This is a genomic window from Paenarthrobacter sp. YJN-D, from assembly GCF_015040335.1.
GTDB lineage: Bacteria > Actinomycetota > Actinomycetes > Actinomycetales > Micrococcaceae > Arthrobacter > Arthrobacter nicotinovorans.
On the sequence record NZ_CP053549.1, the window covers coordinates 2425539 to 2451484 of the forward strand.

Genomic DNA, 25946 nt, shown 5'->3' on the forward strand with positions numbered 1-25946 from the left:
ACCGTGACCATCAGGAGTTCTCCACGTGACCATTCCCGACACCAACAAGCCCCTCACCATCCTGATTGCCGCGGACACCTACCCGCCGCATGTCAACGGTGCTGCCCAGTTCGGCTACCGCCTGGCCAAGGGGATGACGGCACGCGGACACAACGTTCACGTGTTGGCCTGCCGTCCGGATTCGGGCAAGAGCTACACGGAATTCCGCGACGAGGCCACCGTGCACCGGCTGCGCTCCCATGGCGTTTTCACCCATGAGTACTTCCGCATCTGCTTCCCATGGGAAATCAAGAAGGAAATCAGCCTCCTGTTCGACAAGGTGCAGCCCGATGTCGTGCACATCCAAAGCCACTACATGATTGGCGAACACGTCCTTTATGAGGCCGTCAAACGCGGCATCAGGATCATTGCCACCAACCACTTCATGCCGGAGAACCTGAACCCGTTCCTGCCGTTCCCGCAGTGGTTCAAGGACATCGTGGGCCGCATTTCCTGGAAGGACATGGGCAAGGTCATGGGACAGGCTGACGTTGTCACCACCCCTACGCCTCTGGCCGCCAAGGCGATGCACCAGCACGCCTTCCTGCGCAAAGTCCTGCCACTGTCCAACGGCATCGATTCTTCGGCGTATGAGCTTCACCCCGGTGAAGTCATTGAACCGCACAGCCATCCCACCGTGCTTTTCGTTGGGCGCCTCGCGGAGGAGAAGCACATCGATGTGCTGATCGACGCCGTGGCCAAGACTCCCCGGGAGTTGAACGTCAACCTTGAGATCGTCGGCGGCGGAGAAGTCCGTCCGGCCTTGGAAGCCCAAGTGGCCCGGCTTGGCCTGGGAGACCGGGTCAAATTCCTCGGGCTCGCGAGCGACGAGGACCTGCGTGAGGCCTACATCAAGGCTGACATCTTCTGCATGCCCGGCACGGCCGAACTGCAGTCCCTGGTGACGCTGGAAGCCATGTCCGCTTCCACCCCTGTCCTGCTTGCCGATGCCATGGCGCTGCCGCACCTGGTCCGCGACGGAGAAAACGGCTACCTCTTCACCCCCAACGACAGCTCTGAACTCGCCGCGAAAATCACCAAACTGGTTCAGCTTCCCGAGGACGAGCTGGAAGCCATGGGCAAGGTGAGCCGCGAAATGGTGGAGCCGCACAGCCTTAACGGCACTCTGCAGACCTTTGAGGACCTTTACCGGGGCGCGTCCTATGAGGACATGGTGGTGTGACCAAAGCACTCCCCGTTAGCTATTAGTATTGCTAGAGTGCTTTGCCCGGAACGGCTGCTGGACGGCGGCTGTTCGGGCATCACGGGGCTATAGCTCAGCTGGTTAGAGCGCGGGACTCATAATCCTAAGGTCCTCGGTTCAAGTCCGAGTAGCCCTACCGGAAAATCCCCCTTGCCGACTCAAAGTCGGCAAGGGGGATTTTTTGTGTGCCGACCCTGGGCAAGCAGCACCATGCATCGTTGCAGGAGGTGGCGTCATGCGGTAAGTTACTGATCAGTAACTTATTACCCGCCGGTAACTTGGCTGCCCTGCCGACTCCCGGGTCACAGCGCAGTCCTTCCGGGACCTTGACGTGGTCGCAGGTGACCACCCTTGAAGGAGCGAACATGTCCAACACCGCATTCGACGCCACCACACTTCCTTACGCCGATGGTGACTTCTATGCCTTCGAGCAGTTGCTGACAGGCAAGGAGCAGGACCGTCTGGCCGAAGTGCGGGAGTTCCTTGCCCGCGAGGTCACTCCGATCGCAGTGGACTGCTGGAACCGCGGCGAATTCCCCATGGACCTCATTCCCAAGCTTGGCGAGCTGGACCTCGTAAGCCCGGTTCGGCGCCAGGGATACTCCAATCTCTTTGCCGGCATGCTCCATGCCGAAGTGACCCGAGCGGATGCTTCCATTGCCACGTTCATGGGTGTCCATGACGGCCTCTTCACGGGCTCCATTGAAGCCCTCGCCTCCCAGGAGCAAAAGGATGCGTGGCTGCCGGACATCTACTCCCTGAAGAAGATCGGCGCTTTCGGGCTGACCGAGCCGCTGGGTGGTTCCGATGTTGCAGGCGGAACCCGCACGACGGCACGTCGTGAAGGCGACACGTGGATTCTCAACGGTGCAAAGCGCTGGATCGGCAATGCCACCTTCTCGGACTGGGTGGTCATCTATGCCAAGGACGTGGCCGACAACCAGGTGAAAGCATTCCTGGTGGACACCACCCTGCCGGGCTATTCCGCCAGCAAGATCGAGAACAAGATTTCCCTCCGCACGGTCCAGAACGCGGACATCACCCTGGATAACGTGGTGGTGCCGGACTTCTTCAAGCTGGCCAACGGCAACAGCTTCCGGGATACCAACAAGGTCCTGAAGGTCACGCGCCTGGCTGTGGCGTGGCAGGCCGTCGGCCTTCAGATGGCCGCCTTCGACGTTGCCCGCAACTACGCCGTGGAGCGCCAGCAGTTCGGGCGCCCGTTGGCAGCCTTCCAGCTGGTCCAGAACCAGTTGGTGCAGATCCTGGGCAACACAGTCGCCTCAATGGGCATGATGGTCAGGCTTGCACAGCTTGAGGACGCGGGCGTTGCCAAAGACGAACAGTCCGCCCTGGCCAAGGCTTTCACCACTGCACGCATGCGCGAAAGTGTCGCCCTGGGGCGCAGTATCCTCGGCGGCAATGGCATCGTGACGGACTACGGCATGGCCAAGATCTTCTCCGATGCCGAGGCGATCTACTCCTACGAGGGCACCCACGAAATCAACACTCTGGTGACCGGTCGGGCCATCACGGGCGTTTCTGCCATCGTCTAGAACCTCCGCGGACGGCGCGGCGGGGCTCACTCCAGCGGCAGCAACACTGATGGGCGCAGGTCGGACACAAAGCCCAGTGGATTGAGGTACTCCTCGCCGCGCCGAACACCCCAATGCAGGCACGTGGTGCTTCCGCAGTGTCCCGACTGCAGGGTGCCGACCGTTTGCCCTTTGGCCACGCGGTCGCCCTGCTTAAGGCTGCTGGCCACGGGTTCGAAACTGCTCCTGAGTCCGTCGCCGTGATCGATGGTGAGGACCGGGCGGTCAACCACGACGCCGGCGAAGGCCACCACGCCATCGGACGGCGCGGTGACCTGTCCGCCGTCGGGCCTTGGGCCTAAATCCACGCCGCGGTGTCCGCTCAGCCACGGCTTGTCCGGAGGATCAAACGTCCGCAGGACGGACGGCTTGGGGGACAGCGGCCAGCTCCATCTTCCCTGGGGAGCGTCCGGGGCGCCGTCCGCCCCGGACGGGATGCTGAGAGTGATGTTGAGGGTAAGGATCAAGGTGGCTGCCAGCTTCAGGAAGGACATGGATCCAGCCTTCCCTTTGCGTGATCCCGGGGCTACCGCGGGGAGCCGGTATGTGGACAACTGCCGGTGATGGGCGGTCCGTTGGGCGGTATGGCTGTAGTACACTTGGTGGAGCAGTTTGCTGTGCCCTCAAGCTTGTTCAGGAACATGTCTCATTCAGATGTGTGGGGGTGCCAGGCTGACTACGCGTATCCAGCCCTCCTCCAGCGAAGCCCATGGTTTCATGCTGCGGAGGATTGTGCCTCTTGCGGTCCGGAGGAGCCTTTGGTTCCATGCCGGATGAGAAGCGCAATGGATGCCAGGAGCCGCGCCCGTCCGGGCAGAGGCTAAACAACCGTCAACTATTGGCAGGGTAAGAGCAGCCCCATGGGCTCTCTCATGAATGACCTGCCGGAAGGAGCGTCGGCATGCCCGTCGTAACCATGCGCCAGCTGCTTGACAGCGGCGTCCACTTTGGACACCAGACCCGTCGTTGGAACCCGAAGATGAAGCGCTTCATCTTCACGGAACGCAACGGCATCTACATCATCGACCTTCAGCAGTCGCTGTCCTACATCGACCGCGCCTACGAGTTCGTCAAGGCTACTGTCGCCCACGGCGGCACCGTCCTGTTCGTCGGCACCAAGAAGCAGGCTCAGGAAGCAATTGCCGAGCAGGCTACCCGTGTTGGCCAGCCGTACGTCAACCAGCGTTGGTTGGGCGGTATGCTCACCAACTTCCAGACCGTCGCCAAGCGTATCCAGCGCATGAAGGAACTCGAAGAGATCAACTTCGACGACGTCGCCGGCTCCGCTTACACCAAGAAGGAGCTCCTGCTCCTCAAGCGTGAACTCACCAAGCTCGAGTCCAACCTCGGCGGTATCCGCAACCTGACCAAGGCTCCCTCGGTTCTGTGGGTTGTTGACACCAAGAAGGAACACCTTGCTGTTGACGAAGCCAAGAAGCTGAACATCCCGGTTGTTGCCATCCTGGACACCAACTGCGATCCCGATGAAGTCGACTTCCCGATCCCGGGCAACGACGACGCCATCCGCTCCGTCAACCTGCTCACCCGCGTTGTTGCCGACGCCGTAGCTGAGGGCCTCATCGCCCGCAACCAGCGCGCAACCGGTACCACCGAAGCTCCGGAAGAGCCGCTGGCCGAGTGGGAGCGCGAGCTCCTCGAAGGCAGCAAGGCTGAAGAAGCAGCAGCAGCTGAGGCTCCGGCCGCAGAAGCTCCCGCAGGCGAAGCTCCGGAAGCAACTGAAGCTGCAACCGGCGAAGCCGAAGCCAAGTAAATCTGGACCTTCCCTGATGCTGGAGACAGCGTCGGGGGCAACTGACAGGATGGCGGCTCACACGGTGGGCTGCCGTCCTGTCAGTCCGTAAACACACAAATTTCTAGACAGAGGGGTTCACATGGCGAACTACACTGCTGCTGACATCAAGGCCCTGCGCGAGCGCACCGGCGCCGGCATGATGGACGTCAAGAAGGCTCTTGACGAGGCCAACGGTGACGCTGAGAAGGCCATCGAGATCATCCGCATCAAGGGCCTCAAGGGTGCCACCAAGCGCGAAGGCCGTTCCACGGCTGAGGGCCTGGTTGCTGCCAAGGTCAACGGCGGCGTTGGCGTAATGATCGAAGTCAACTGCGAGACCGACTTCGTTGCCAAGGCTGACAAGTTCATCCAGCTGGCCGACAAGGTCCTCAACGTTGCAGTCGAGTCCGGCGCAGCCGACCTCGAAACCCTGCTGGCAACCGAAGTCGACGGCAAGCCGTTGTCCGAGGTCGTCGTCGAAGAGGGCGCTGTCCTCGGCGAAAAGGTTGTTGTCCGTCGCATCTCCCGCGTTGAGGGCACCACGGTTGACGCCTACCTGCACAAGACGTCCAAGGACCTCCCGGCCCAGGTCGGCGTCCTGTTCGCTGTTGACGGTGAAGGCGAAGCCGCTGCCACCGCCGCACACGACATCGCTGTCCACGTTGCAGCAATGGCACCGAACTACCTGACCCGCGAAGACGTCCCGGCCGAACTGGTCGAGTCCGAGCGCCGTATCGCCGAAGAGACCGCGAAGGCTGAAGGCAAGCCCGAAGCTGCTCTCCCGAAGATCGTCGAAGGCCGCGTTACGGGCTTCTACAAGGGTGAAGTTCTGGTTGACCAGGCATTCGCCAAGGATTCCAAGAAGACTGTTGCACAGGTCCTCGAAGAAGCCGGCGTCAAGGCAACCGCAGTAACCCGTTTCCGCGTCGGAAACTAGTAATTCATGAAAAGGGGTGGTCACTTCGGTGGCCGCCCCTTTTTCATGCACGCGTCCGGGTAGTACCTGCGCGGACCCCCAGCACGATAATCTAGCCAGAGTCCACCAACGGGAAGGCACCATGGAAACCGTCAACACTGCAATCCAGCCCGAGAAGACCCGCCGACGTGTACTTCTGAAACTTTCCGGCGAAGTCATCGGCGGAGGCAAGCTCGGCGTCGATCCCGAGACCGTCAGGGCCATTGCCAAGCAGATCGCAGCAGGTGTTGCGGATGTGGAAGTTGCAATCGTTGTTGGCGGCGGCAACTTCTTCCGGGGCGCTGAACTGTCCCAAAGCGGCATGGATCGCTCCCGCGCCGACTACATGGGCATGCTGGGCACCGTCATGAACTGCCTCGCGCTGCAGGACTTCCTGGAGCAGGCCGGAGTGGAGACCCGTGTCCAGAGCGCCATCACGATGGGCCAGGTGGCCGAGGCCTACATTCCCCGCCGCGCCATCCGCCACATGGAAAAAGGCCGGGTAGTCATTTTCGGTGCAGGCGCCGGCTTGCCGTATTTCTCCACCGACACGGTGGCTGCGCAGCGTGCGCTGGAAGTGCACGCAGATGTTGTCCTGATGGCCAAGAGCGGCGTGGACGGCGTTTACACGGCCGACCCGAAGAAGGACCCCACCGCCGAGAAGCTCGATGTCCTCAGCTACGACGACGCCCTGCGCCGCGACATCCGCGTCATGGACCAGACCGCCATGACCATGTGCAAGGACAACAACCTCTCCATGGTGGTCTTCGGCATGGAGGGCGAAGGCAATGTCACCCGGGCGATCCTCGGCGAAACGCTGGGAACCCTGGTAACTCCCTAGCAAGGGCTAGGATATTTCTAGGACCGTCCGCCCCTGGTGGCGGATCTTTACTGTGCATTGCCGCCTGCAGCTGGGCAGCAACTATTTCTGAGGAGAAACCCGTGATCGAAGAGACCTTACTCGAAGCCGGCGAGAAGATGGACAAAGCCGTGGAAGTAGCCAAGGACGATTTCGCCACGATCCGTACGGGCCGGGCCAACCCCGGTCTCTACAACAAGGTCATCGTTGAGTACTACGGCACACCCACCCCGCTCCAGCAGCTGGCGTCCTTCGGTGTGCCCGATGCCCGTACCATCCTGATCACGCCTTATGACAAGACCGCGCTGCGCGACATCGAAAAGGCCCTGAGTGACTCCGAAGTCGGGGCCAACCCGTCCAACGACGGTAACGTCATCCGCGTCACCATCCCGGAGCTCACCAAAGAGCGCCGCAAGGAATACGTGAAGATCGTCAAGGGCAAGGGTGAGGACGCCAAGGTCTCCATCCGAAGCATCCGCCGCAAGGCAAAGGACACCCTGGACAAGCTCGTCAAGGACGGCGAAGCCGGTGAAGATGAGGGCTCGCGCGCTGAGAAGGAGCTCGATGCCCTGACCAAGCAGCACGTCGACAGCATCGACGAGCTGCTCAAGCGCAAGGAAGCCGAGCTGCTCGAGGTCTGATGAGCCAGGCTGAGCCGGCGCCCGCTGAACGGGTCCCGACACGCGATACCCCCAAGCGCGCACGGCGTGTGCGGGCGAACCCCACACCCAAGGCAGGCCGCAACCTGCCCGCGGCCATCGGCGTCGGCCTTGCCATGCTGCTGGCCGTCCTGGGCGGGCTGCTGTTCCTCCCGTTGGGGTTCGTCCTGCTCACCACGGCCTTCGCGGTCCTTGGTGTTTGGGAAGTTTTCCGTGCCCTCGAAGCCCAAGGCACCAGGATGCCGATCGTTCCAGTGATGGTCGGCAGCCTGGTGATGCCGGTTTCGGCCTACTTTGGTGGTCTCGAAGGCCTGCTCTTCACCATGACAGCCAGCTCGGTGGCCGTACTGCTCTGGCGCTCCATCGAAAGCGCAGCCGGGGCGCCGCGCAGCGTCTTCGCGGGTGTCTTCACTTTGGCGTGGATACCGTTCCTGATCAGTTTCGCTGCGCTGCCGCTTCACGCCACCGGCGGAGCCACCCCCGTGGGCTTCTGGCCGCATGGCATCCCGGACGGGGCATGGCAGATCGCCTCCATGCTGCTGCTGGTGGTATCGAATGACACTTTCGGCTACATCGTGGGAGCTTCGTTCGGCAAGCACCCGATGGCTCCGAAGATCAGTCCCAAGAAGTCCTGGGAGGGGTTCGCGGGATCTGTGGGTGGTGCCATGGTGATCGGTGTCCTGGCCTGCATCTTCCTGCTGGACCGGCCTTGGTGGGTCGGCCTTGTCCTGGCCGTTGGAATGGTTGCCGCAGCAACCGCTGGCGACCTTGCCGAGTCCATGGTCAAGAGGGAACTCGGCGTCAAGGACATGAGCAGTATCTTGCCGGGCCATGGTGGTGTGATGGACCGTCTGGACTCGATCGTGTTCGCGGCCCCTGTGGCCTATGTTTTGTTCGCGCTGCTGAGCGGCGTCTGACAACCGATGAAGGAAAAATAGTGGCCTTGGATATTCGACGCCAGATCCCCGCGACGTTCGACCGCGTGGAACGCAGCAAATATGGTTATAACGCCAAGCAGGTAGACGAGTTTCTCCAGCGCGCACGGACGTCGTTTGAGAACCCTGTTGGCGCCGCTGACCAGGTTGCCAGCGTGGATGTCCGTGAGGTGGCTTTCGACCCCGTCAAGGGTGGCTACGACGCCCACAGCGTGGACGCGGCCCTGGACCGCCTTGAGGACGCGTTCGCACGCCGTGAGCGGGACGAACTGATCAGCCAACAAGGCGAGGAAGCCTGGTTGCGCCAGATCGGGAAGCTTTCCGGGATACTTCGCGGCAGGCTGCACAGGCCCGACGGTGAGCGTTTCCGCCGCCCGGCACGCAAGCGGACGCGCAGTTACAACATCCAGGATGTCGATGCCCTGTGCGTTGAGTTGATCGGCTACCTGGAAAACGATCAGCCCTTGAGCGTAGACACCGTTCGACGGGCCGTGTTCCGTGCAGCCAAGGGCGATGAGGGCTACGAAGAAGCGCAGGTTGATGCCTTCCTCGCCCGAGTCGTGGAGCTGATGGCGGCCATTGACTGACGCCTACCCGGGCTGGTGAGGCGTGGGGGAGAGCGGCGGATTGTTCTTCCATACGTCCATGTAGTGGCGCCTGCCCCGTACCAAGGATGTGGCGAAGAACGCCAAGGCCACAACAACTGCGATGGCCACGGCAAGCACAACAGGCAGGCCGGCTGCCAACAGGGCTGATCCGAGCAGCAGGGCGATCAGGGCAGAGTTGGCGAAGCCCATGAAAACCATGCTGCTGCCTGCCACCTGGCTGAAGTCCTTCCTGCCGCCCAGGAAGTAGTACGTGTGCTTCGAGCCTTCTTCGTCGTCGTGGTACCCGGCCATCAGGTACGGAGCCATTCCCGGGTCCAGGTCCACGTAGGCGGCACGGAGCCGGTTCATGGCAATGACGTACATGAGGTCCTCCATGCCGACGCTCATGACGCGGAGATGCGTCAACAGGCCCACCACCAGGTCAATGCCCAGAACGGTCAGGGCAAAGTCCCGGAAGGCGCCGGAGAATTGGGTTGCCTGGCCCACCAGTGCCACGCTGAGCAGGCTAGCCGAGGTGAACGTCAGGAACATGCTGATCCGGGTGAGGACTTCCCCTTGTGTGGTGCTACGTGACGCCAGCAGGCTCCAATGCTCGGTGGCCAGCAGTTGCGCGCGGACGCTGGGCGTCAACTCCGCGGGACCGGCCGCTGGTTGCCCGTGGCCGGCAGTTTGTGGTTCCTCGGACATGGCGACATTGTCCTCCCGGGCAGTTGCGCGGACAACAGCTTTCAGCGTTCGGTAGCTACCGGCCGCTCAGGTACATGCAGCCGTGACATCACCCGGTTGACTGAGGCGGGAACGCGGTTCCGCGTCACGATGGACACGATTACCGTGACGGCGAAGGCTGAAGGCACACTCCACGCCGCGGGCTGGGCCAGCCAAGCGGGAGCGTTCCCTGTCCCAGTCAGGGTGCCCGCCACCATGGCACCCCCACACAGCACTGCGCCTGTGACCATCCCTGCGATCGCACCAAAGTCCGTCAGGCCGCGCCACCAAATGCCCAGCAGCAGGACAGGACAGATGGTGGAAGCGGTGAACGCGAAGACCAGGCCGACGCTGCCGGCCAGGGCCAGGGTGTCCGTCATGAAAGCAAAACCCAAAGGCACGACGGCGGCCATCACCGCCGCGAGGCGGAACCCCCTCACACTTCCCCCGAACAGGTCCTGGCTGATGACACCGGACAGCGACACCACCAGGCCGGATGTCGTGGACAGGAAGGCAGCGAAGGCGCCTGCCACCACGAGCGCTGACAACAGGTCACCTGGCACCCCGCCGATCAGCTTGCCCGGGAGGAGGAGGATCAGGGCGTCCGCTTGTCCGGAGTGTGCGAGCTCGGGGGCGAACATCCGTCCCAAGGCGCCGGAGAGAGTGGGGAAGAGGTAGAACACGGAGAGTAGGCCCAGGACGATCAGCGTGGTCCGGCGCGCAGATTGGCCGTCAGGGTTGGTGTAAAACCGCACCAGCACATGCGGCAGGCCAAGGGTTCCGAACAGCAAGGCCACCAGCAGCGAGATGTGTTGGTAGGCACCCGCAGCGGCCTGGCCGGTGGGATTGACCGGCAAGGGCGCCTGCGGTGGAGTTCCGTTGCCAACCAGCACCAACAGGATGAAGACCACAGGCACGGCAAGGGCAGTCAGTTTCAGCCAGTACTGGAAAGCCTGGACAAACGTAATGGACCTCATGCCACCTGCCACCACCGTGAGGCACACAACCGCCACCACCGCCGTCGAGCCTACCCACGACGGCAGGCCGGTGGTTATCCGGATGGTGAGCGCGGCGCCGTGCAGTTGCGGAACGATGTAGAGCCAGCCCACGGCCACCACCACCAGGCTCGTGACGCGGCGGACCAAGGGGGAGTCCAGGCGGGCCTCGGTGAAATCGGGGATGGTGTACGCGCCGGAGCGGCGCAGCGGTGCTGCCACGAAGAGCAGGAGCATCAGGTAACCGGCCGTGTAGCCAACGGGGAACCAGAGAGCGTCGGTGCCGGAGAGCAGGATCAGCCCCGCTACCCCCAGGAAACTCGCGGCCGAAAGATACTCGCCGCCAATCGCGGAGGCGTTCCACCACGGAGGGACGGTGCGTGAGGCCACGTAGAAGTCGCTGGTGGTCCGGGAGACGCGCAACCCGTAAAAGCCGATGACCGCCGTGGCGAGGGAAACGGCGAGGAACGCGAACAAGCCAACGGCTGGGTTCACTTGTCCTCCACCAGGTCCCGGTAGCGGGCCTCGTTGCGTGCTGCTGCCCGGTTGTAAAGCCAGGCGCTCAGGCCGATTACCGGATAGATGCCCACCCCAAGCGCCAGCCAGTCCAAGCGGATTCCCACAACGCGCGTCTCCGCTACGCCGGGACCGTAGACCAGGATCGTTGCAAGTACAGCGAGGATGATCAGGAATCCGCACGCCACCACCAACGCCAGGCGAAGCTGGGAGCGGATGAGGGAACGGACAAAGATCCGGCCGGCGTCCGAGTCTTCTGCGGCCTCATGTGGGTGCGGCACCCGGCCGGTGGCCGGCGCGGCCGACTGGCGTGGAGCGGTAACGCGGACGCGCGTCATGCCTGTGGCCGGATGCGGGTGGACTGCAGCTTGTCCCTGACCGAGGGCAGGTGCCGCCTGCTGATGGGCAGCTCAGCACCCGAGACAGCGACGCTCGGTCCGGTAGTGGAAAGCTTGAGGTGTTGCACGTGCTGCAGCGCGATCAGGTAGGAGCGGTGAATCCTGATGAACCCGGCGTCCGCCCATTTCTGCTCGAGGTCGGTGAGGGGAACCCGGATGAGGTAGCTGGCCTCGGCGGTGTGCAGCCTTGCGTAGTCGCCTTGTGCTTGCACGTACGTGACATCGTCCCGGCGGATCATCCGGGTGGTGCTGCCGAGGTCAACGGTAATCATTTCCGGGGCAGGAGTACCGTCCTTGATGAGTTCACTGATCCGGTCCACCGAACGGGCCAGCCGTTCCGCCCGGAGCGGCTTGAGCAGATAGTCGACGGCGGCGAGGTCGAAGGCCTCCAGTGCGCAGTCTTCGTCGGCGGTGACGAAGACGACGGCGGGCGGGCTGCTGCTGCGGGAAATGGCGCGGGCAATGTCCAGGCCTGACAGGGCGGGCATATGGATGTCCAGGAAGACGGCATCGACGGATTCAGTTTCCAGCTTGCGGAGCGCCTCGGTCCCGGAGGACGCGCGATGGATGGCGCCAATCCGCGCATCCCGTCCGAGGAGGAAGGCAAGTTCTTCCACCGCGGGCAGTTCGTCATCGGCGACGAGCACGTTGATCATGATTAAAGACTAACCGCCGCCTCAGGCGTCGTGGCCGGGTTGCGACTTCGGGACCCGCAGCGTGATCAGGGTGCCTTCGCCGGGGGCCGTATCGATCACCAGGCCGTGCTCATCTCCGTAGACCTGACGCAGCCGGGCATCGACATTGCGGAGCCCCACATGGTCGCTATCCGTATGTCCGGCGAGGACTGACCGCAGGTGCTCCGGATCCATGCCCACGCCGTCGTCTTCGATGGTGACTTCGGCGAACGCCCCTGAATCATTGGCGCAGATGGTGATGTGCCCCGGACCTTCCTTCGCTTCCAAACCGTGCCTGACCGCGTTTTCCACCAACGGTTGGAGGCTGAGGAACGGAATGACGGTGCTCAGCACTTCGGGTGCAATACGCAGGCTGACTTGGACGCGCTCACCGAAGCGTGCCCGCTCCAGCAGGAGGTAACGGTCGATGCACCGCAGCTCCTCCGCCACCGTGGTGAAGTCGCCGTGCCTGCGGAAGGAGTACCTGGTGAAGTCGGCGAATTCCACGACGAGTTCCCTGGCCCTGGCCGGGTCCGTGTTGATAAAGGACGCAATGGCGTTCAACGAGTTGTAGATGAAGTGCGGGCTGATCTGCGCGCGCAGGGCCCGCACTTCCGCTTCCATCAGCAGGGTCCTTGAGGCCTCCAGCTCCGCCAGCTCCAGTTGTGCCGCAATCCAGTCAGCAACCTCACTGGTCGCCCGCACCAGACCTGCTCCGGCGGCGGGAGCCAACGCCGCAACCGAACCGACAACCCTGGATCCTGCCCTGATCGGGGCGATGACAGCACTGAAATCAGGCCCGGCTTTGTCCGTGGAATGGCCTGCGTGGGGAACCACGGCAGTCCGCCCGGTCGCAAGAACTTCGGCTGCGAGCCCCATCAGTGCTGGCCGGAGTTCCTCCGCCGCCCCGTCCCACGCAAGTACAGAGGCGGTGTCTGTCATGGCGAAGGCGTCGCAGCCCAGCAGGACGCGCAGCTGCCTGCTGGCTTTGGCAGCTCCCGCAGGCTGGAGGCCCGCGCGCAGATGCTGGCCGGCCCGCGATGCTGCGTGCAGCGTGTTGTACGTGGCGCGTTCGGCGTCCGTGCCGAGGTCCCGGAAGGAGCGGATCACCTTCAGGCCAACGCCCACGACGACGGCGACCGCCAGCACGATCACGGCGATGGCGGCTGCGGTGAAGAGCGGGGAATCGGGCATAAGGCCAGCGTAGTCCGATGTGTTCCCCGAACCCCGTTATCGCCTGTGGCCTGCTGCAACCCACCGTTTGGCGCAGCGGTACAGCCGCTGGGCGACGCCGACCGGCGTATCTATGGATGGGAAGCCGGAGCGCATTCGATAGTGATTGCAGTCACATCAGCCGCGCGCGCTGACGTGGACTCATCACAACCAGGAGGAACCATGGGTAATGAGGCCCAACCCCAGGACGCAACGGCGTCCGTGGACTTCCAGGAAGTCCAGCAGACGGAACGGTTCAAGACGCTGCGCAAGCGGCACCGCAGCTTTGTCTTTCCCATGGCAGTGATCTTCCTGCTGTGGTATTTCGCGTACGTTCTTTTGGCCGACTATGCCGTCGCCTTCATGTCCACCAAAGTCTGGGGCAACATCAACGTCGGCCTGATTCTTGGCCTGCTCCAGTTCGTCACCACTTTCGGCATCACGGCCTGGTACGTGAGCTACTCCAACAGGAAGCTGGACCCCATCGCGGCCGAAATCCGCAATGAGATCGAGGGGCACCAATTCGATAAGGACGGCAACGTCATCCACGGAGGAGCCAAATGAACGCCACCATGGTCCCGGCAGTAGAGGTCGCTGCCCTAAAAGACACCACGCTCCTGAACATGGGCATTTTCGCCCTTTTCGTCGCCGTCACCATGGTGATTGTCTTCAGGGCAAGCCGCAACAACAAGACAGCTGCCGACTACTACGCAGCCGGACGTTCCTTCACCGGCTCCCAGAACGGTACCGCCATCGCCGGGGACTACCTTTCTGCGGCCTCGTTCCTTGGCATCACGGGCGCCATCGCCATCAACGGCTATGACGGTTTCCTCTACTCCATCGGCTTCCTCGTCGCCTGGCTGGTGGCCCTGCTGCTGGTGGCCGAACTGCTCCGGAATACCGGCAAGTTCACCATGGCCGATGTCCTGTCCTTCCGGTTGAGGCAACGCCCCGTGCGCATCGCGGCGGCACTGTCCACCCTCGCCGTCTGCTTCTTCTACCTCCTCGCCCAGATGGCCGGTGCGGGCAGCCTGATCTCGCTCCTGCTGGGTATCAGTGACTGGGGCGGACAAGCCCTGGTGATTATCGTCGTCGGGGCCTTGATGATCATGTACGTGCTTATCGGCGGCATGAAGGGCACCACCTGGGTGCAGATCATCAAAGCCATCCTGCTCATCGCCGGTGCCGCCGTCATGACGGCCATGGTCCTCGCGATCTACGGTTTCAACCTCTCCAACCTGCTGGGATCGGCAGCGGAAGCGGCCAACAACCCGAACATCCTCAACCCGGGCCTGCAGTATGGCAAGACCGAGACGTCCAAGCTCGACTTCATGTCCCTTGGCCTGGCATTGGTCCTTGGAACAGCCGCCCTGCCGCACGTCCTGATGCGCTTCTACACCGTCCCGACGGCCAAGGAAGCCCGCAAATCAGTGGTGTGGGCCATCTGGCTGATCGGCCTGTTCTACTTGTTTACTTTGGTGCTGGGCTACGGCGCAGCAGCCCTGGTGGGTGCAGAAACCATCAAGTCCGCACCCGGCGGCGTGAACTCGGCCGCCCCGCTCCTGGCGTTCCACCTGGGTGGCCCGCTGCTGCTTGGATTCATCTCGGCCGTAGCCTTCGCAACCATCCTTGCGGTGGTGGCCGGACTGACCATTACTGCGGCAGCATCCTTCGCCCACGACATCTACGCAAACGTCATCTCCAAGGGCAAGGCGGACGCCACCACGGAAGTCAAGGTCGCCCGGCGTACAGTGGTGGTGATCGGCGTCCTCGCCATCCTGGGAGGCATCTTCGCCAACGGCCAGAACGTGGCCTTCCTGGTGGCGCTCGCCTTCGCTGTTGCGGCATCAGCAAACCTGCCCACCATCGTGTACTCCCTCTTCTGGAAGAAGTTCACCACCCAGGGCGCAGTCTGGAGCATGTATGGCGGCCTCGCCGCAGCCATCCTGCTGATCACTTTCTCGCCCGTGGTCTCCGGCGCCAAGACGTCCATGATCCCCGGCGCCAACTTCGCCATTTTCCCGCTGAGCAACCCGGGCATCGTGTCCATCCCGTTGGCCTTCTTCCTGGGCTGGCTCGGAACTGTCCTGGACAAGCGGCGCGAGGACCCGGCCAAGCAAGCTGAAATGGAAGTACGTTCGCTGACCGGCATCGGCGCCGAAAAGGCGGTGAACCACTAAGACCGGAACAAAAGGCTCCCCCGGAAACAGCGTTTTCCGGGGGAGCCTTTTGCGTGCGTCATTTCTTCAGGCTGAGCCACTCTTTCAATTGGGCCAGCGGCCAGGTGGTCACGATGCGTTCCATCGGCACCCCCAGGGCTTCCGCGCGCTCGGCACCATACTGCAGGAAGTCGAGCTGGCCGGGAGCATGGGCATCGCTGTCGATGCTGAACAAGCACCCGGCGTCGAGGGCCATCTTGACGAGGTCATCCGGTGGGTCCTGGCGCTCGGGCCGCGAGTTGATTTCGACGGCGACGCCCCACTCGGCGCATTCCTTGAAAACCTTGGGGGCGTCGAATTCCGATTGGGGCCGGGTCCCGCGTGATCCCTGGACCAGCCGACCGGTGCAATGACCCAAAACGTTGGTGTGGGGGTCGCTGATACCGCCAAGCATCCGTTCGGTCATGGTCTTCTTGTCGGCTCGGAGCTTGGAGTGGACACTGGCAACCACGACGTCGAGCTTGTCCAGCATTGCAGTGGTCTGGTCCAGTGTGCCGTCCTCCAGGATGTCCACCTCGATGCCCTTGAGCAAGCGGAAGTCGTCCTGGGAAGAATTGATCCCTTCCACCACGTCCAGCTGTTTTTCGAGCCGTTCGACGCTGAGGCCGTTGGCGATGGTGAGGTTGGGGGAGTGGTCGGTCAGGGCCAGGTATTCGCGTCCGAGCGTGCGGGCCGCAGCCACCATGGCTTCGATGGGCGAGCCGCCGTCGGACCAATTGCTGTGACTGTGCAGGTCGCCGCGCAACGCGGCCCTGAGTGTGTCTCCGCCGGAGGCAAGGGCTTCGGTGCCCTTCCCGCGGAGGTCGGCCAGGTAGTCGGGGACGCGGTCCTCCAGTGCCTGGGTGATGACTTCGGCGCTGCGGCTGCCTACGCCTTTGAGGCTGGTAATCCTGCCGCTGGCGACGAGTCGGGCCAGTTCATCTGTTGAGAGTTTCCGTGCGGCGTCGGCCGCCTTCCGGAAAGCCTGGACCTTGAAGGTTGGTGCTTGGCTGCGTTCCAGCCAGAAAGAAATTTCGTCGAGCGCCTCAATGGGATCCATGGCTCCATGATCCACGAACCAGGCGCACCATCAACAGTGGGCACGGTTTGATGGTGCGCCGGTCCGTGACCGCCACCTAGTGGTGGTGGCCCGGATCCAGGGCGGGATTGGTGCCCTGGCCGTTTTCTCCGACGGGTGCCTGGCCGTGTTCCCCGTGCGGAACGGCGTACTGGCCGGCCATCGACGCGGCCAGTCCGGGTGTTGCTACTGAGGCAACAACGACGGCGGCTCCGAACGCGGCTGCCAGAAGCCGCCCGGTCCTTGGCTGGCCGTGGGCGCCGCCGTCGTTGGTCTTGTGCTGCCGCCTGAGCCAGCCTGCCCCGGCAAGTGCCATGAGGGTCAGGCCGAAGGCGGCAAAGTGGCTGACGTCGAGGGAGCGCTGGGAGGTGATCCCTGCAGCCATGGCCGCTACGTGCGCGACCGCTGCCGTGGCGAGGGCCGGGAGCGCGAAACGGGCCAGGACGAGGGAATTGCGGTGCAGGCCCCACAGCGACCAGGCCATGAAGGCCAGGCCCGCCGCGAGGGCTGCACCGCCGGCAACAACCATGCCCAGGGCGGCGGATCCAGTTCCAGCGAGGTACCCGGCGGCCAGGGACAGTTCAACCATCCCGGCTGCCATCGCAGCGAAGTATACGTACAGCACTACAGCTGCCCTCAGGGTGGGGTGGTTCACGCGGTGCATGGCTGTTACCGTCCTCGTCCTTTGGAGTCGATGATCAGGCGCGGGCGGAAGCTACGGTGGCCTTGTCCTGGGACAATGCAACGCCCAGCAGTACCACGGCGCTGGCGAGGTGCAGGACGTTGTCCGCGCCGTTCAGGGCGATGATGTTCAGTGAGCTGCCCACCAGGAAGAGGCCCACGATGCCGACCAGCAGGTAGACGCCGCCGACTGCGGTGTTGATGGACTTGGACAGCGTGACGCTGTTCATGCCGGCGATGAGGAGGGCTGCGCCAATGGCCAAGTGGATGATGTTGTGAAGCGGGTTCACGGCGAAGATGATCAAATTGGCGCCCTCGGTGGCGAAGAAGCCGATTCCCGAGGTGACGAAGAATCCGAGCACGCCTACCAAGAGGTAGACGGCTCCGAAGATGGTGGCGATCAAGCGATTGGGCGAAGTACGCATTGGTCCGAGCCTTCCGGTGATGGCCGGGATTCCCGGCCGACCTGCTGAGTCCCGGTCGGGACTCTCAAGCAGTGATTCGGATCATGCGTTTGCGTGGATGGGTGGATGGGCGGATTTATTTCTTGCCGGCTAGGGGCGGAGGCGGATGCTGCTCATTTTGAGGTCGTTGGTGCCCTCGAAAACGTACTGGAGGTCGATCGTCTTGCCGTCACATTGCAGTTTGCCTGCGAGGTTGGCCTTGTTGTTCCCGTTGTTTGAGTCAACGCTTACGGAGTTGTAGTTCGGCTTGCACGAGCTGTCCAGTTCCAGGCTGGCGATGCCGTCCACGAAGGACTGCTTGTCCAGTTCGTCCTTGAGGGGCTGGCTGAGGTAGTTGTCGTAGGCCTGTTCGGTCTGGCCGGAGACCACAAGGTTGGTGAATTCGTCCGCCAGCGACCGGGCCTTGGAGGTGGCATTGCCCACCACGTTGACCAGGATAAGGACGCCGACTACCGCCAGCACGATGACGCCCGCCACGATGCCGAGGACGATCCACAGAACTTTTCGGTTCTTCTTGGGAGGTTGCTGGCCGTACTGGCCTGGTTGGTACTGCCCGGGCGGGTATTGGCCCGGCTGATATTGGCCTGGTTGATACTGCCCTGGTGGGGTTTGTCCCTGGGGATAGGGGTTCTGTTGGCCGGGAGCCGCGTATTGCGGGTTCCCGCTTTGGGGATCGGACGACGGCGGCTGTTGCCACTGCGGCGACGCTCCGGTCTGCGGCGGGTAGCCGGGCCCCGGGGGAACCGGTGGCGGGTTGTACCCGGGCTGGTTCTGGCTGGGTTCTTGCGGGTTGCTCACGGTAGTGCCCCTTTCGGCAGCCTTCGGCAGCGCCACCACCTGGCCGGGAACCTCTGGGCGGCCCCCGGTGCGTCCTCTTGAATCAAAGCGCATTTCCGCTTCCGCGGGCAAGAGGCGCGACGGAACACCGCAGGTGAAGTGGCGGTTCAAGCCCCGGAACGACGTCCCAGGAGCGGCTGCACGCGGTACGGGATCATCTCACGCATGGCCAGCGCGGTGTCCGTCCTGTCCACTCCGTCGCAACCGAGGATCTTTCCATTGATGCGGTAGAGGTCTTCCGCATCCAGCGCAACGACACGCAACAACAGGTCAGCGGAGCCGGTGAGGCCAAAGCCTTCGAGGATTTCCGGGATGTCGGCCAGGTCCCGCGCCAGGGAAGCGAGCTTCTGCTGCTGCACGTGGACGGTGATGAAGGCCGTCAGGGGGTAGCCGAGGGCCACAGGGTTGATCCGTCGTTCGAACGACAGAAAGGCGTGTTTCTTTTCGAGCTGCGCCATGCGGGCCTGCACCGTGTTGCGGGAGAGGCCGAGCTTCTGCGCAAGGGCAACCACAGTGCCACGGGGATCCTTCGCCATGGCGGAAAGAAGGCGGGTGTCGGTGCCATCCAAGGGTTGCATAATGCGCAAGATTAGCACGCCCCCGATACTCCGAATAGTGCATAATGCTCAACTTCATCCCGGGTAGTTGTACCCGATGCGTTCTGTGAGTAGGGTCACAATTAACTCCGGCGAAGGTGCCGGAGGGCCGGCGTGCGGCAGGATCACAAGTCCTGCGAGCGCCGACGAAAACGAGCCGGAAGGTTGCGATCACCTGTGTTGACGGATCAGGCGGGCAAGGGAGTGCGACATGATGCTCCGGGCCCGGAACAAAGTGCACATATCTCCTTGCGGACTGGCGGCGATTTGCTCCAGTTGGTGTCTCCGGACGGCGAGCGCATCAGCCATCCCGAGTTTGATCTATGGGTTAAGGATGTCGGCGACGAACAATTGTGCTCGCTCTACGAGGACATGACCGTCATCCGCCGTATCGACGCAGAAGCCACGGCACTCCAACGCCAGGGTGAACTGGCCTTGTGGCCGCCGCTCCTTGGCCAGGAAGCGGCACAGATCGGTTCAAGCCGTTCTCTGCGCGACGACGACTTCGTCTTCCCGAGCTATCGGGAAAGCGGAGTGGCCTACGTCCGGGGTGCCCATCTTTCCGAGATCGCGCGAGTGTGGCGTGGTAACGCTTCGTACGGTTGGGACCCGCAGCGCATCAACCTGGCGACTCCCCAGATCATCATTGGTTCCCAGAGCCTGCACGCTACGGGCTACGCCATGGGTGTGCAGCTGGACGGAGCCAACATGGCAGTCCTCGCGTACTTCGGCGACGGCGCCACGAGCGAAGGCGATGTCAACGAGGCCATGGTGTTCGCAGCCAGCTACCAAGCTCCTGTGGTGTTCTTCTGCCAGAACAACCACTGGGCAATTTCGGAGCCCGTGCGCATCCAGTCGCACGTTCAGTTGGCCGACAGGCCCACTGGCTTTGGTATTCCCAGCATGCGCGTGGACGGCAACGATGTCCTGGCTGTCATGGCGGCCACTCGTGTGGCGCTTGACCGGGCGCGCAAGGGTGGGGGACCAACCTTCATTGAAGCCGTCACCTACCGAATGGGTCCGCACACTACCGCTGATGACCCCACCCGCTACCGTGATCCGATTGAGCTGGAGGATTGGGCTGCCAAGGACCCGATTCTTAGGCTCCGGAAGCTCCTGGAGGCCAAGGGCCTGCTCACGGAGGATGTGGAAGCCCGCGTCAAATCCAAGGCCGATGCCGTTGCAGCCGATCTCCGTTCGAGCTGCATTGGCATGCCCGACCCGCAGCCATTGGACGTGTTCAACCACGTCTACAGCACTCCGAATTCCTGGATCGAGCGCCAGAAGGACCACTACTCCCGCTACCTGAACAGTTTCAACCAGCCCGTCGAGGAAGGTGCACTCTGATGTCCAAGCTCACTTTTGCCCGGGCAATCAACGCCGGCCTCCGGAAATCGCTCGAAAATGATCCCAAAGTGGTCCTCATGGGTGAGGACATTGGCTCCCTTGGTGGCGTTTTCCGTGTCACCGACGGGCTGCAGAAAGACTTTGGAAAGCACCGCGTTATTGATTCTCCCCTGGCCGAGTCCGGGATCATTGGCACCGCAGTGGGGTTGGCCTACCGCGGTTACCGCCCTGTGTGCGAGATCCAGTTCGACGGTTTCATCTACCCTGCGTTCGACCAGATCGTCAGCCAGGTAGCCAAGATGCATTACCGCACCCAGGGGCGCGTCAAGATGCCCATCACTATCCGGGTGCCCTTTGGCGGCGGGATCGGATCGCCGGAACACCACTCCGAATCGCCGGAAGCCTACTTCACCCACACTTCGGGTTTGCGCGTCGTGGCCGTTTCCAACCCCCAGGATGCCTACACGATGATCCAGCAGGCCATCGCATCGGACGACCCCGTCCTCTACTTTGAGCCCAAGAGGCGCTACCACGACAAGGGTGATGTGGATGAGTCGCTCGACCTCGCCACGGCATTGCCCCTGGATAAGGCTGCTGTCGTCAACGCCGGCTCCGACGTCACCCTGATTGCGTACGGTCCGCTGGTCAAAACAGCGAAGGATGCCGCCTTGGCTGCCGCTGACGACGGCATATCGGTTGAAGTGATCGATCTCCGGTCATTGGCCCCAGTGGATTACCCGGTAGTGGAAGCCTCCGTCCGCAAGACGGGACGACTCGTGATCACCCACGAAGCAGGACAATCCGGTGGCGTTGGCGCGGAGATCGCGGCGAGCATTACGGAACGCTGCTTCAACTACCTGGAGTCCGCGCCAGTCCGGATTACCGGCTTTGACGTGCCGTATCCCTACTCCAAGCTTGAAATGCACCACTTGCCGGATCTGGACAGGATCCTCGACGGCGTGGATCGCGCCCTCGGCCGCCCCAACTCCCTGAGTGGACTGGAAGGATGACCGCCACCATGATCAAGGAATTCAGGCTCCCGGATTTGGGTGAGGGGCTGACGGAATCGGAAATCCTGAGTTGGAAGGTGGCAGTGGGCGACACTGTCACGTTGAACCAGGTCATCGCCGAGGTCGAAACCGCCAAAGCCGTGGTGGAGTTGCCGTCACCGTTTGCAGGCACGGTGGCCGCGCTCCACGAGCAGCCCGGAACGGTCGTGGAGGTCGGGAAGCCGATCGTCTCTTTCGAAGTCGACGACGCCGGGTCCTCCAACGGGGCTGGCTCGCCGACCGCTGGTGCCGGGTCCGCCGTCGGGGCCTCTGCGCATGGTGCGCCTGCCGCCAGCGGTGTTGAAGCGGTGGGGACCCCCGCGAAACGTGAGCCGAACCTGGTGGGTTACGGTGCCGTCGTCGAACACTCCGGACGTCCAACGCGACGTGCCCGCGTTCAGGCGCCCGCAGCAGAGCAGGCTACGGTGCAGGCGGAAGTTCCGGCGATCCCGGAACCGGTCGCCGAGCCGCAGGCGGAGGTCTCGGGGGAGCGTCCGAGGTCCACGCCTCCGGTGCGCAAGTTGGCCCGCGACCTCGGGATCGACCTGGAACTGGTGCCAGGAACCGGCCCGGGCGGACTTATTACCCGCGAGGATGTCCAGAACTTTTCCGGCACAGCGGATGAGCTTGCCGTGGCGCCGGTTGCTGCAGGGCAGGGCGAGCGGGAAACCCGCACGCCCATCAAGGGAGTCCGGAAGTTCACCGCCGCTGCCATGGTGCAGAGCGCCTTTACGGCACCGCATGTCACGGAATTCCTGACAGTGGATGTCACCGCGACCATGGAATTGCTGGCCAGGCTCAAGGGCAACAGGACCTTCGAAGGCTTCAAACTGACGCCGCTGACCATCGCAGCCAAGGCGGTCCTGGTGGCCCTGCGGAACAATCCCTCGCTGAACTCCCGCTGGGATGAGGCAAACCAGGAGATTGTCCAGTTCAACTATGTGAACCTGGGTATCGCGGCCGCGACGCCGCGGGGCCTGACCGTCCCGAACATCAAGGACGCTGACCAACTGTCGCTGCGCGAGCTCTCCACTGCGTTGACCCAGCTCACCGACACGGCGCGGGCAGGCAAGACGTCTCCGTCCGATCTCTCCGGTGGCACGATCTCGATCACGAACATCGGCGTGTTCGGGATCGACGCGGGCACGCCGATCCTCAATCCGGGCGAGGCCGGGATTGTGGCCCTTGGTGCTGTCAGGAAGGCGCCATGGGTGGTGAACGATGAACTGGCAGTGCGCCAGGTCATGTCCCTTAGCCTGTCCTTCGACCACCGTCTGGTGGACGGGGAACAAGGCTCGCGGTTCCTGGCTGACCTGGGCGCCATCCTGTCCGACCCCGCCATGGTCATGACCATGATCTGACGCGTCCCAAGCTGCGGCGGCCCATCCCCTTACGAGTGCATGCAGGAAACTGCAGCCAGGGGATGGGCCGTCGCGCGTCGGGGCACAATGGTGCCGCGTCCGTGCTGAGCGTTAGTCCTCGGTGGGAGTGGTGCGGTTGGAGTGGACGTTGCGCCAGCTGTGCTCAGGTTCGAAGCCCAACAGTTTGCGCGCCTTGTCGATCGACAGCATGGTTTCGTGCTCGCCCAGCTCCTTGAGAACCTCGACGCCGGGGAAGACTTCCGCTGCCAACTCAGCGCTGCTGCGGCTCATCACGGTATCGGCCGCGGCGATGATGAACGTCTCGAATCCCGGTTCCCCGTGTTCCAGCGCACGCACGACGGCCAGGGCCCCGTCCCGGGCATCGATGTAGCCCCAAAGGTTCCATTTGCGCAGTGTGGCGTCGGCGTCGAAGGACGGGAAGGCATCGTAGTCCTCGGGGTCCATGACATTGGAGAAACGAAGCGCCGTGATGCTCAGGTCGGGATCCCACCGCGTGAGCTGGATGGCCATCTGCTCCTCGAGGTGCTTCACCAGTGAGTACGTGCTTTCCGGCCGGGCGGGGTACTCCTCATCGACCGGAATGTAGGGAGGGTCGATGTCGAAGGGGAGGCCAAGGACGGTCTCGCTGGAGGCATAGACCACCTTTTTAATGCCGGCACGCCGTGCTGCCTGGAAAACGTTGTAGGTGGAGACCATGTTGTTTTCGAAGATCGCAGCGTCGGGCGCGAGGCCCGGCGCCGGAATGGCGGCCAGGTGAACTATTGCATCGAGGCCGTCATGTTGGTCATCCAGGCCCAGGATGACGTCCAGGACCTGTCCGTAGTTCCGAAGGTCCACACTGACGTAGCCTCGTCCGCGTGTGCCGGCCCGGTCCATATTGAGAACCTGGTGGCCATCCTGCGTGAGGCGACGCACCACGCTCCTGCCCAGTTTCCCGCTTCCGCCGGTGACGGCAATCCTCATGGTGTGCTCCTTGATAGTGACTGGACCTTGCCCTGCTGCAGTGTGCTTTCCAGCGGGGTTCGGTTTTCCAGCCTAGGCCGCACGCGTGCCGTGCGCAGCCCCTAAGGCAGGCTCTGTGAGTCCTAGGAATACCGGAGCGACCCACGCGCGTGGCAGTGCAGGCGTGCGAACGACGGCAGCTGTCGTGGCCAGCGCGTTGGGAGCAGTGCATGTCCGGGGGGCATGTCCGGCGCCCGTTCGGGTTCCTGTTTAGCTGCGTCTTGGGCCTGCCTTAGGCGCGCGGGCATTGGGATGCGTATTGGTTTTCCCGCCCTGGGGTCACGTTTTTCCCGCCCGGTGTCATGTTTTGGGTGGTGTGTGGTGGTGGTTGCGTCGTGGTGTTTGGTGGGGGTCGATGTGGGGTGGGGGGATGAACCAGGGGACGCCGTTTTGGATGGTGATGCGCCAGTGTTCTTTGTGGATGAGGTGGTGGTGGGAGCAGGGCAGGGTGGCGTTGTTTGTTCCTGTGGTGCCGCCTTGTGACCAGTAGGTGATGTGGTGGGCTTCGCACCAGGGTGCGGGGAGGGTGCAGTCGGGGAACGCGCAGCCGCCGCCGCGGGCGGTGATGGCTTTGCGGATGTGGGGTGGGAAGATCCGGGTGGTGCGGCCGATGTCGAGTATTTGGGAGTCGGTGCCGAGCAGGACGGGCAGGATGTCGGCGTCGCAGGCGATTTTGCGGATGGTGTTGGGGTGGATCGGGCCGGTGAAGGTCGCGGTGCCGGTACTGACAGTGTTCCGGAGGCGCGGCTGACTCGTGGTGTTGGTTTCTTCTGTGGCGCTCGTGGTGGTGTGGGTGAGTTGTTGGAAGAGGTCGTGGTGGTCGATGGTGACGGTGAGTTGGGGTCGGAGTCCGCCGTTGCTGGGCAGTTTCCCGGTGGTCATGGCCACGGCGCAGGCTCCGATGAGGCCGTCGAGGAGTTTCTGGGCGCGGGAGCGCCGGTCCAGCTGAGGGCCGGTGGTGCCGGTTTGGGAGTTTGTGGTGTTGGTGAGTCGTGGGTTGGTGGCGGCGTTCATGGCGGTGGTGAGGGTTTCGTATTGTTCGGTGGTGGCGAAGATTTCCAGGTGGTGGAGTCCGTGGCGGCGTCGGCGTCGGAGGAACGCGCCTTGGACGTGGCGGAGGGCTTCTTCGGTGGGTTCGGGGCCGTTGTGGTCGATGTGGTCGATCCAGCGGTTGGCCATTGTGGTGACGAAGTCGGGGTCGGATTGTGTGGCGGTGGTGGTGAGGGCGTGTTCCATGCCGGTGAGGGTGTCCGGGTCGGTGAAGTGTTGGGCTTTGTCCAGGGCGGTGCTGATGATCGTCGCGGACCGGGACGGGACCTGTCCGGTGTGGAGGCCCTCGGCGAGTCTTTGACGACGGGCCGGGATTTCCTGGCCGGTTATTCCGGCCCCGGGCAGGACCTCGTTCGCGAGGGCGAGCCTGCGCCGTGCTTCGCCGATCCCGATCCTCAACCGGGCCCTCAGGAACTCCGCCGCGTTCCGGTACCCATCATCCAAAACACTGCCACCACCACCAGCACCATCCGCTTTGACGGCGCTTCCGGAGGCTGCTTCACCCGTACCACCACCGGATCCACCGCCGACGCCACCTTCTGGCTCACCGGCTGGCCCGGTCCACCCCGTCCGCCATTCCTGGGCGCCGGACGCCGGGGACTGTCCGGGCTGCGGTGCCGGCGCCGCACGCTGCGCCTCCGTCCGGGTCCGCTCCACAGCCTGCGCCGCAACGACCTGGAGGTACTCGATCGACCGCGAGAGGTCCTCGATCCTGCCGGCAAGGTCAGCAGCCCGGACTAGATTGAACAAGGGTGCCTGCTCGGCAAACGACAACCGTGCGGTGTCCAGAAGAGCCTGTCCGTCCTCAAGAAGTGCCGCGAGATCCGGCCCCGCAGGCGGAGCAGGTTTCCCGCCGTCGGAACCCCTGGAGGTGGTGCCCTCGCGGCTGAGTAGTCCAACGCCGTGGAAGTGGCCGATAGCGGTGGCTACCGCCGTCGAACCCTTGATCCACTGGAGATTGCCTGGGGATTGCCGTGAGCAGCTCGCGGTCAGGGCAGCGACAGCAGGTGACGACGCCACCCGCGCTGCTGTCAGTTGCCCCAAAGCTCCCATGCATAAAGCTTTTCACCAGGGTCTGACATTATTAGTGCTTCACCCTGTCGGCTGCTCCGCGTT

General features: G+C 63.3%; 26 protein-coding genes and 1 tRNA gene. 14 read left to right on the top strand and 13 right to left on the bottom strand.

The window, feature by feature from the left end:
- The first annotated feature begins 25 nt into the window (after positions 1-25).
- The 3 genes from HMI60_RS11255 (at position 26) to HMI60_RS11265 (ending at position 2799) form a co-directional block, all read left to right on the top strand.
- On the top strand, positions 26-1222 hold the full coding sequence (locus tag HMI60_RS11255; protein ID WP_018777480.1) for a glycosyltransferase: 1197 nt from the start codon (positions 26-28) through the stop codon (positions 1220-1222).
- An 83-nt stretch (positions 1223-1305) separates the two neighbouring features.
- A tRNA-Ile gene (locus HMI60_RS11260) sits at positions 1306-1379 on the top strand.
- 229 nt (positions 1380-1608) lie between these two features.
- Positions 1609-2799, top strand: a complete 1191-nt coding sequence (locus tag HMI60_RS11265) for an acyl-CoA dehydrogenase family protein (RefSeq protein ID WP_055975119.1) — start codon at positions 1609-1611, stop codon at positions 2797-2799.
- Positions 2800-2825: 26 nt separating this feature from the next.
- On the opposite strand, the gene HMI60_RS11270 is transcribed toward HMI60_RS11265, so the two are convergent.
- Positions 2826-3332 carry a M23 family metallopeptidase gene (locus HMI60_RS11270; RefSeq protein WP_193589671.1) on the bottom strand — a complete coding sequence of 169 codons (507 nt, stop codon included), beginning with the start codon at positions 3330-3332 and terminating at the stop codon, positions 2826-2828.
- 407 nt (positions 3333-3739) lie between these two features.
- Here HMI60_RS11270 and rpsB point away from each other — a divergent pair, with 407 nt between their 5' ends.
- The 6 genes from rpsB to HMI60_RS11300 all read left to right on the top strand — a co-directional run bounded on the left by rpsB (position 3740) and on the right by HMI60_RS11300 (position 8625).
- Entirely contained in the window at positions 3740-4609 is an 870-nt protein-coding gene (gene rpsB / locus HMI60_RS11275) for a 30S ribosomal protein S2 (protein WP_193589672.1), read from the top strand.
- 121 nt (positions 4610-4730) lie between these two features.
- Positions 4731-5567 (top strand): translation elongation factor Ts, encoded by an 837-nt coding sequence (gene tsf, locus HMI60_RS11280; protein ID WP_018777484.1) that lies wholly within the window; start codon positions 4731-4733, stop codon positions 5565-5567.
- 121 nt (positions 5568-5688) lie between these two features.
- Positions 5689-6426: a UMP kinase gene (pyrH, locus tag HMI60_RS11285; protein WP_018777485.1), complete on the top strand. Its 738-nt coding sequence runs from the start codon at positions 5689-5691 to the stop codon at positions 6424-6426.
- A 101-nt stretch (positions 6427-6527) separates the two neighbouring features.
- A complete protein-coding gene (gene frr, locus HMI60_RS11290; protein WP_018777486.1) occupies positions 6528-7085 on the top strand; it encodes a ribosome recycling factor in 558 nt (185 codons plus the stop codon).
- Positions 7085-8020: a phosphatidate cytidylyltransferase gene (locus tag HMI60_RS11295; protein WP_079581017.1), complete on the top strand. Its 936-nt coding sequence runs from the start codon at positions 7085-7087 to the stop codon at positions 8018-8020. Before frr ends, HMI60_RS11295 begins: the two co-directional genes overlap by 1 nt.
- A gap of 20 nt (positions 8021-8040) precedes the next feature.
- A complete protein-coding gene (locus HMI60_RS11300) occupies positions 8041-8625 on the top strand; it encodes a DivIVA domain-containing protein (protein ID WP_193589673.1) in 585 nt (194 codons plus the stop codon).
- Between the two features lie 3 nt (positions 8626-8628).
- On the opposite strand, the gene HMI60_RS11305 is transcribed toward HMI60_RS11300, so the two are convergent.
- Genes HMI60_RS11305 through HMI60_RS11325 form a run of 5 tightly spaced genes read right to left on the bottom strand, consistent with a single transcriptional unit; the run spans position 8629 to position 13128 of the window.
- A complete protein-coding gene (locus HMI60_RS11305) occupies positions 8629-9333 on the bottom strand; it encodes a hypothetical protein (RefSeq protein ID WP_193589674.1) in 705 nt (234 codons plus the stop codon).
- A gap of 41 nt (positions 9334-9374) precedes the next feature.
- Positions 9375-10841, bottom strand: a complete 1467-nt coding sequence (locus HMI60_RS11310; protein WP_018777490.1) for a cation acetate symporter — start codon at positions 10839-10841, stop codon at positions 9375-9377.
- Entirely contained in the window at positions 10838-11200 is a 363-nt protein-coding gene (locus HMI60_RS11315; protein WP_193589675.1) for a hypothetical protein, read from the bottom strand. The genes HMI60_RS11310 and HMI60_RS11315 overlap by 4 nt, the downstream gene beginning before the upstream one ends.
- Entirely contained in the window at positions 11197-11916 is a 720-nt protein-coding gene (locus HMI60_RS11320; protein ID WP_193589676.1) for a LytTR family DNA-binding domain-containing protein, read from the bottom strand. The genes HMI60_RS11315 and HMI60_RS11320 overlap by 4 nt, the downstream gene beginning before the upstream one ends.
- A gap of 21 nt (positions 11917-11937) precedes the next feature.
- Complete coding sequence (locus tag HMI60_RS11325; RefSeq protein WP_193589677.1) at positions 11938-13128, bottom strand: sensor histidine kinase; 1191 nt, start codon at positions 13126-13128, stop codon at positions 11938-11940.
- Positions 13129-13329: 201 nt separating this feature from the next.
- Between HMI60_RS11325 and HMI60_RS11330 the strand changes: the two genes are divergently transcribed.
- Entirely contained in the window at positions 13330-13710 is a 381-nt protein-coding gene (locus tag HMI60_RS11330) for a DUF485 domain-containing protein (protein ID WP_055975136.1), read from the top strand.
- Positions 13707-15326 (top strand): cation acetate symporter, encoded by a 1620-nt coding sequence (locus HMI60_RS11335; RefSeq protein WP_018777495.1) that lies wholly within the window; start codon positions 13707-13709, stop codon positions 15324-15326. Before HMI60_RS11330 ends, HMI60_RS11335 begins: the two co-directional genes overlap by 4 nt.
- Before the next feature lie 58 nt (positions 15327-15384).
- Here the strand turns inward: HMI60_RS11335 and HMI60_RS11340 are convergent, their stop codons facing one another.
- From HMI60_RS11340 to HMI60_RS11360, 5 genes are all read right to left on the bottom strand, one after another.
- Positions 15385-16404: a PHP domain-containing protein gene (locus tag HMI60_RS11340; protein WP_193589678.1), complete on the bottom strand. Its 1020-nt coding sequence runs from the start codon at positions 16402-16404 to the stop codon at positions 15385-15387.
- A gap of 76 nt (positions 16405-16480) precedes the next feature.
- Positions 16481-17086, bottom strand: a complete 606-nt coding sequence (locus tag HMI60_RS11345) for a hypothetical protein (protein WP_039240485.1) — start codon at positions 17084-17086, stop codon at positions 16481-16483.
- A 34-nt stretch (positions 17087-17120) separates the two neighbouring features.
- A complete protein-coding gene (locus HMI60_RS11350; protein WP_018777498.1) occupies positions 17121-17528 on the bottom strand; it encodes a DUF4383 domain-containing protein in 408 nt (135 codons plus the stop codon).
- Between the two features lie 129 nt (positions 17529-17657).
- The gene (locus HMI60_RS11355; protein ID WP_227453518.1) at positions 17658-18365 is read right to left on the bottom strand and encodes a hypothetical protein; all 708 of its coding nucleotides are present in this window, start codon (positions 18363-18365) and stop codon (positions 17658-17660) included.
- Positions 18366-18511: 146 nt separating this feature from the next.
- A complete protein-coding gene (locus HMI60_RS11360) occupies positions 18512-18982 on the bottom strand; it encodes an Lrp/AsnC family transcriptional regulator (protein ID WP_018777500.1) in 471 nt (156 codons plus the stop codon).
- Between the two features lie 195 nt (positions 18983-19177).
- Here HMI60_RS11360 and pdhA point away from each other — a divergent pair, with 195 nt between their 5' ends.
- Genes pdhA through HMI60_RS11375 form a run of 3 tightly spaced genes read left to right on the top strand, consistent with a single transcriptional unit; the run spans position 19178 to position 22757 of the window.
- Complete coding sequence (gene pdhA, locus HMI60_RS11365) at positions 19178-20347, top strand: pyruvate dehydrogenase (acetyl-transferring) E1 component subunit alpha (RefSeq protein WP_193589679.1); 1170 nt, start codon at positions 19178-19180, stop codon at positions 20345-20347.
- Positions 20347-21357 (top strand): alpha-ketoacid dehydrogenase subunit beta, encoded by a 1011-nt coding sequence (locus HMI60_RS11370; RefSeq protein WP_079581014.1) that lies wholly within the window; start codon positions 20347-20349, stop codon positions 21355-21357. The genes pdhA and HMI60_RS11370 overlap by 1 nt, the downstream gene beginning before the upstream one ends.
- The gene (locus HMI60_RS11375; protein ID WP_193589680.1) at positions 21354-22757 is read left to right on the top strand and encodes a dihydrolipoamide acetyltransferase family protein; all 1404 of its coding nucleotides are present in this window, start codon (positions 21354-21356) and stop codon (positions 22755-22757) included. The genes HMI60_RS11370 and HMI60_RS11375 overlap by 4 nt, the downstream gene beginning before the upstream one ends.
- A 111-nt stretch (positions 22758-22868) precedes the next feature.
- Here HMI60_RS11375 and HMI60_RS11380 read toward each other — a convergent pair whose 3' ends face one another.
- Both HMI60_RS11380 and HMI60_RS11385 read right to left on the bottom strand, forming a co-directional pair.
- Complete coding sequence (locus HMI60_RS11380; protein WP_018777504.1) at positions 22869-23741, bottom strand: NAD(P)-dependent oxidoreductase; 873 nt, start codon at positions 23739-23741, stop codon at positions 22869-22871.
- Positions 23742-24080: 339 nt separating this feature from the next.
- Entirely contained in the window at positions 24081-25883 is a 1803-nt protein-coding gene (locus HMI60_RS11385; RefSeq protein WP_193589681.1) for an HNH endonuclease signature motif containing protein, read from the bottom strand.
- Positions 25884-25946: the final 63 nt, after the last annotated feature.

What these genes read in the sequence shown, in the direction of transcription:
- HMI60_RS11265 (WP_055975119.1), top strand. Translation starts at nt 1,609, where the DNA reads ATGTCCAACACCGCATTCGACGCCACCACACTTCCTTACGCCGATGGT.
- HMI60_RS11270 (WP_193589671.1), bottom strand. Translation starts at nt 3,332, where the DNA reads ATGTCCTTCCTGAAGCTGGCAGCCACCTTGATCCTTACCCTCAACATC.
- rpsB (WP_193589672.1), top strand. Translation starts at nt 3,740, where the DNA reads ATGCCCGTCGTAACCATGCGCCAGCTGCTTGACAGCGGCGTCCACTTT.
- tsf (WP_018777484.1), top strand. Translation starts at nt 4,731, where the DNA reads ATGGCGAACTACACTGCTGCTGACATCAAGGCCCTGCGCGAGCGCACC.
- pyrH (WP_018777485.1), top strand. Translation starts at nt 5,689, where the DNA reads ATGGAAACCGTCAACACTGCAATCCAGCCCGAGAAGACCCGCCGACGT.
- HMI60_RS11295 (WP_079581017.1), top strand. Translation starts at nt 7,085, where the DNA reads ATGAGCCAGGCTGAGCCGGCGCCCGCTGAACGGGTCCCGACACGCGAT.
- HMI60_RS11305 (WP_193589674.1), bottom strand. Translation starts at nt 9,333, where the DNA reads ATGTCCGAGGAACCACAAACTGCCGGCCACGGGCAACCAGCGGCCGGT.
- HMI60_RS11315 (WP_193589675.1), bottom strand. Translation starts at nt 11,200, where the DNA reads ATGACGCGCGTCCGCGTTACCGCTCCACGCCAGTCGGCCGCGCCGGCC.
- HMI60_RS11320 (WP_193589676.1), bottom strand. Translation starts at nt 11,916, where the DNA reads ATGATCAACGTGCTCGTCGCCGATGACGAACTGCCCGCGGTGGAAGAA.
- HMI60_RS11325 (WP_193589677.1), bottom strand. Translation starts at nt 13,128, where the DNA reads ATGCCCGATTCCCCGCTCTTCACCGCAGCCGCCATCGCCGTGATCGTG.
- HMI60_RS11330 (WP_055975136.1), top strand. Translation starts at nt 13,330, where the DNA reads ATGGGTAATGAGGCCCAACCCCAGGACGCAACGGCGTCCGTGGACTTC.
- HMI60_RS11335 (WP_018777495.1), top strand. Translation starts at nt 13,707, where the DNA reads ATGAACGCCACCATGGTCCCGGCAGTAGAGGTCGCTGCCCTAAAAGAC.
- HMI60_RS11340 (WP_193589678.1), bottom strand. Translation starts at nt 16,404, where the DNA reads ATGGATCCCATTGAGGCGCTCGACGAAATTTCTTTCTGGCTGGAACGC.
- HMI60_RS11345 (WP_039240485.1), bottom strand. Translation starts at nt 17,086, where the DNA reads ATGCACCGCGTGAACCACCCCACCCTGAGGGCAGCTGTAGTGCTGTAC.
- HMI60_RS11350 (WP_018777498.1), bottom strand. Translation starts at nt 17,528, where the DNA reads ATGCGTACTTCGCCCAATCGCTTGATCGCCACCATCTTCGGAGCCGTC.
- HMI60_RS11360 (WP_018777500.1), bottom strand. Translation starts at nt 18,982, where the DNA reads ATGCAACCCTTGGATGGCACCGACACCCGCCTTCTTTCCGCCATGGCG.
- HMI60_RS11370 (WP_079581014.1), top strand. Translation starts at nt 20,347, where the DNA reads ATGTCCAAGCTCACTTTTGCCCGGGCAATCAACGCCGGCCTCCGGAAA.
- HMI60_RS11375 (WP_193589680.1), top strand. Translation starts at nt 21,354, where the DNA reads ATGACCGCCACCATGATCAAGGAATTCAGGCTCCCGGATTTGGGTGAG.
- HMI60_RS11380 (WP_018777504.1), bottom strand. Translation starts at nt 23,741, where the DNA reads ATGAGGATTGCCGTCACCGGCGGAAGCGGGAAACTGGGCAGGAGCGTG.
- HMI60_RS11385 (WP_193589681.1), bottom strand. Translation starts at nt 25,883, where the DNA reads ATGGGAGCTTTGGGGCAACTGACAGCAGCGCGGGTGGCGTCGTCACCT.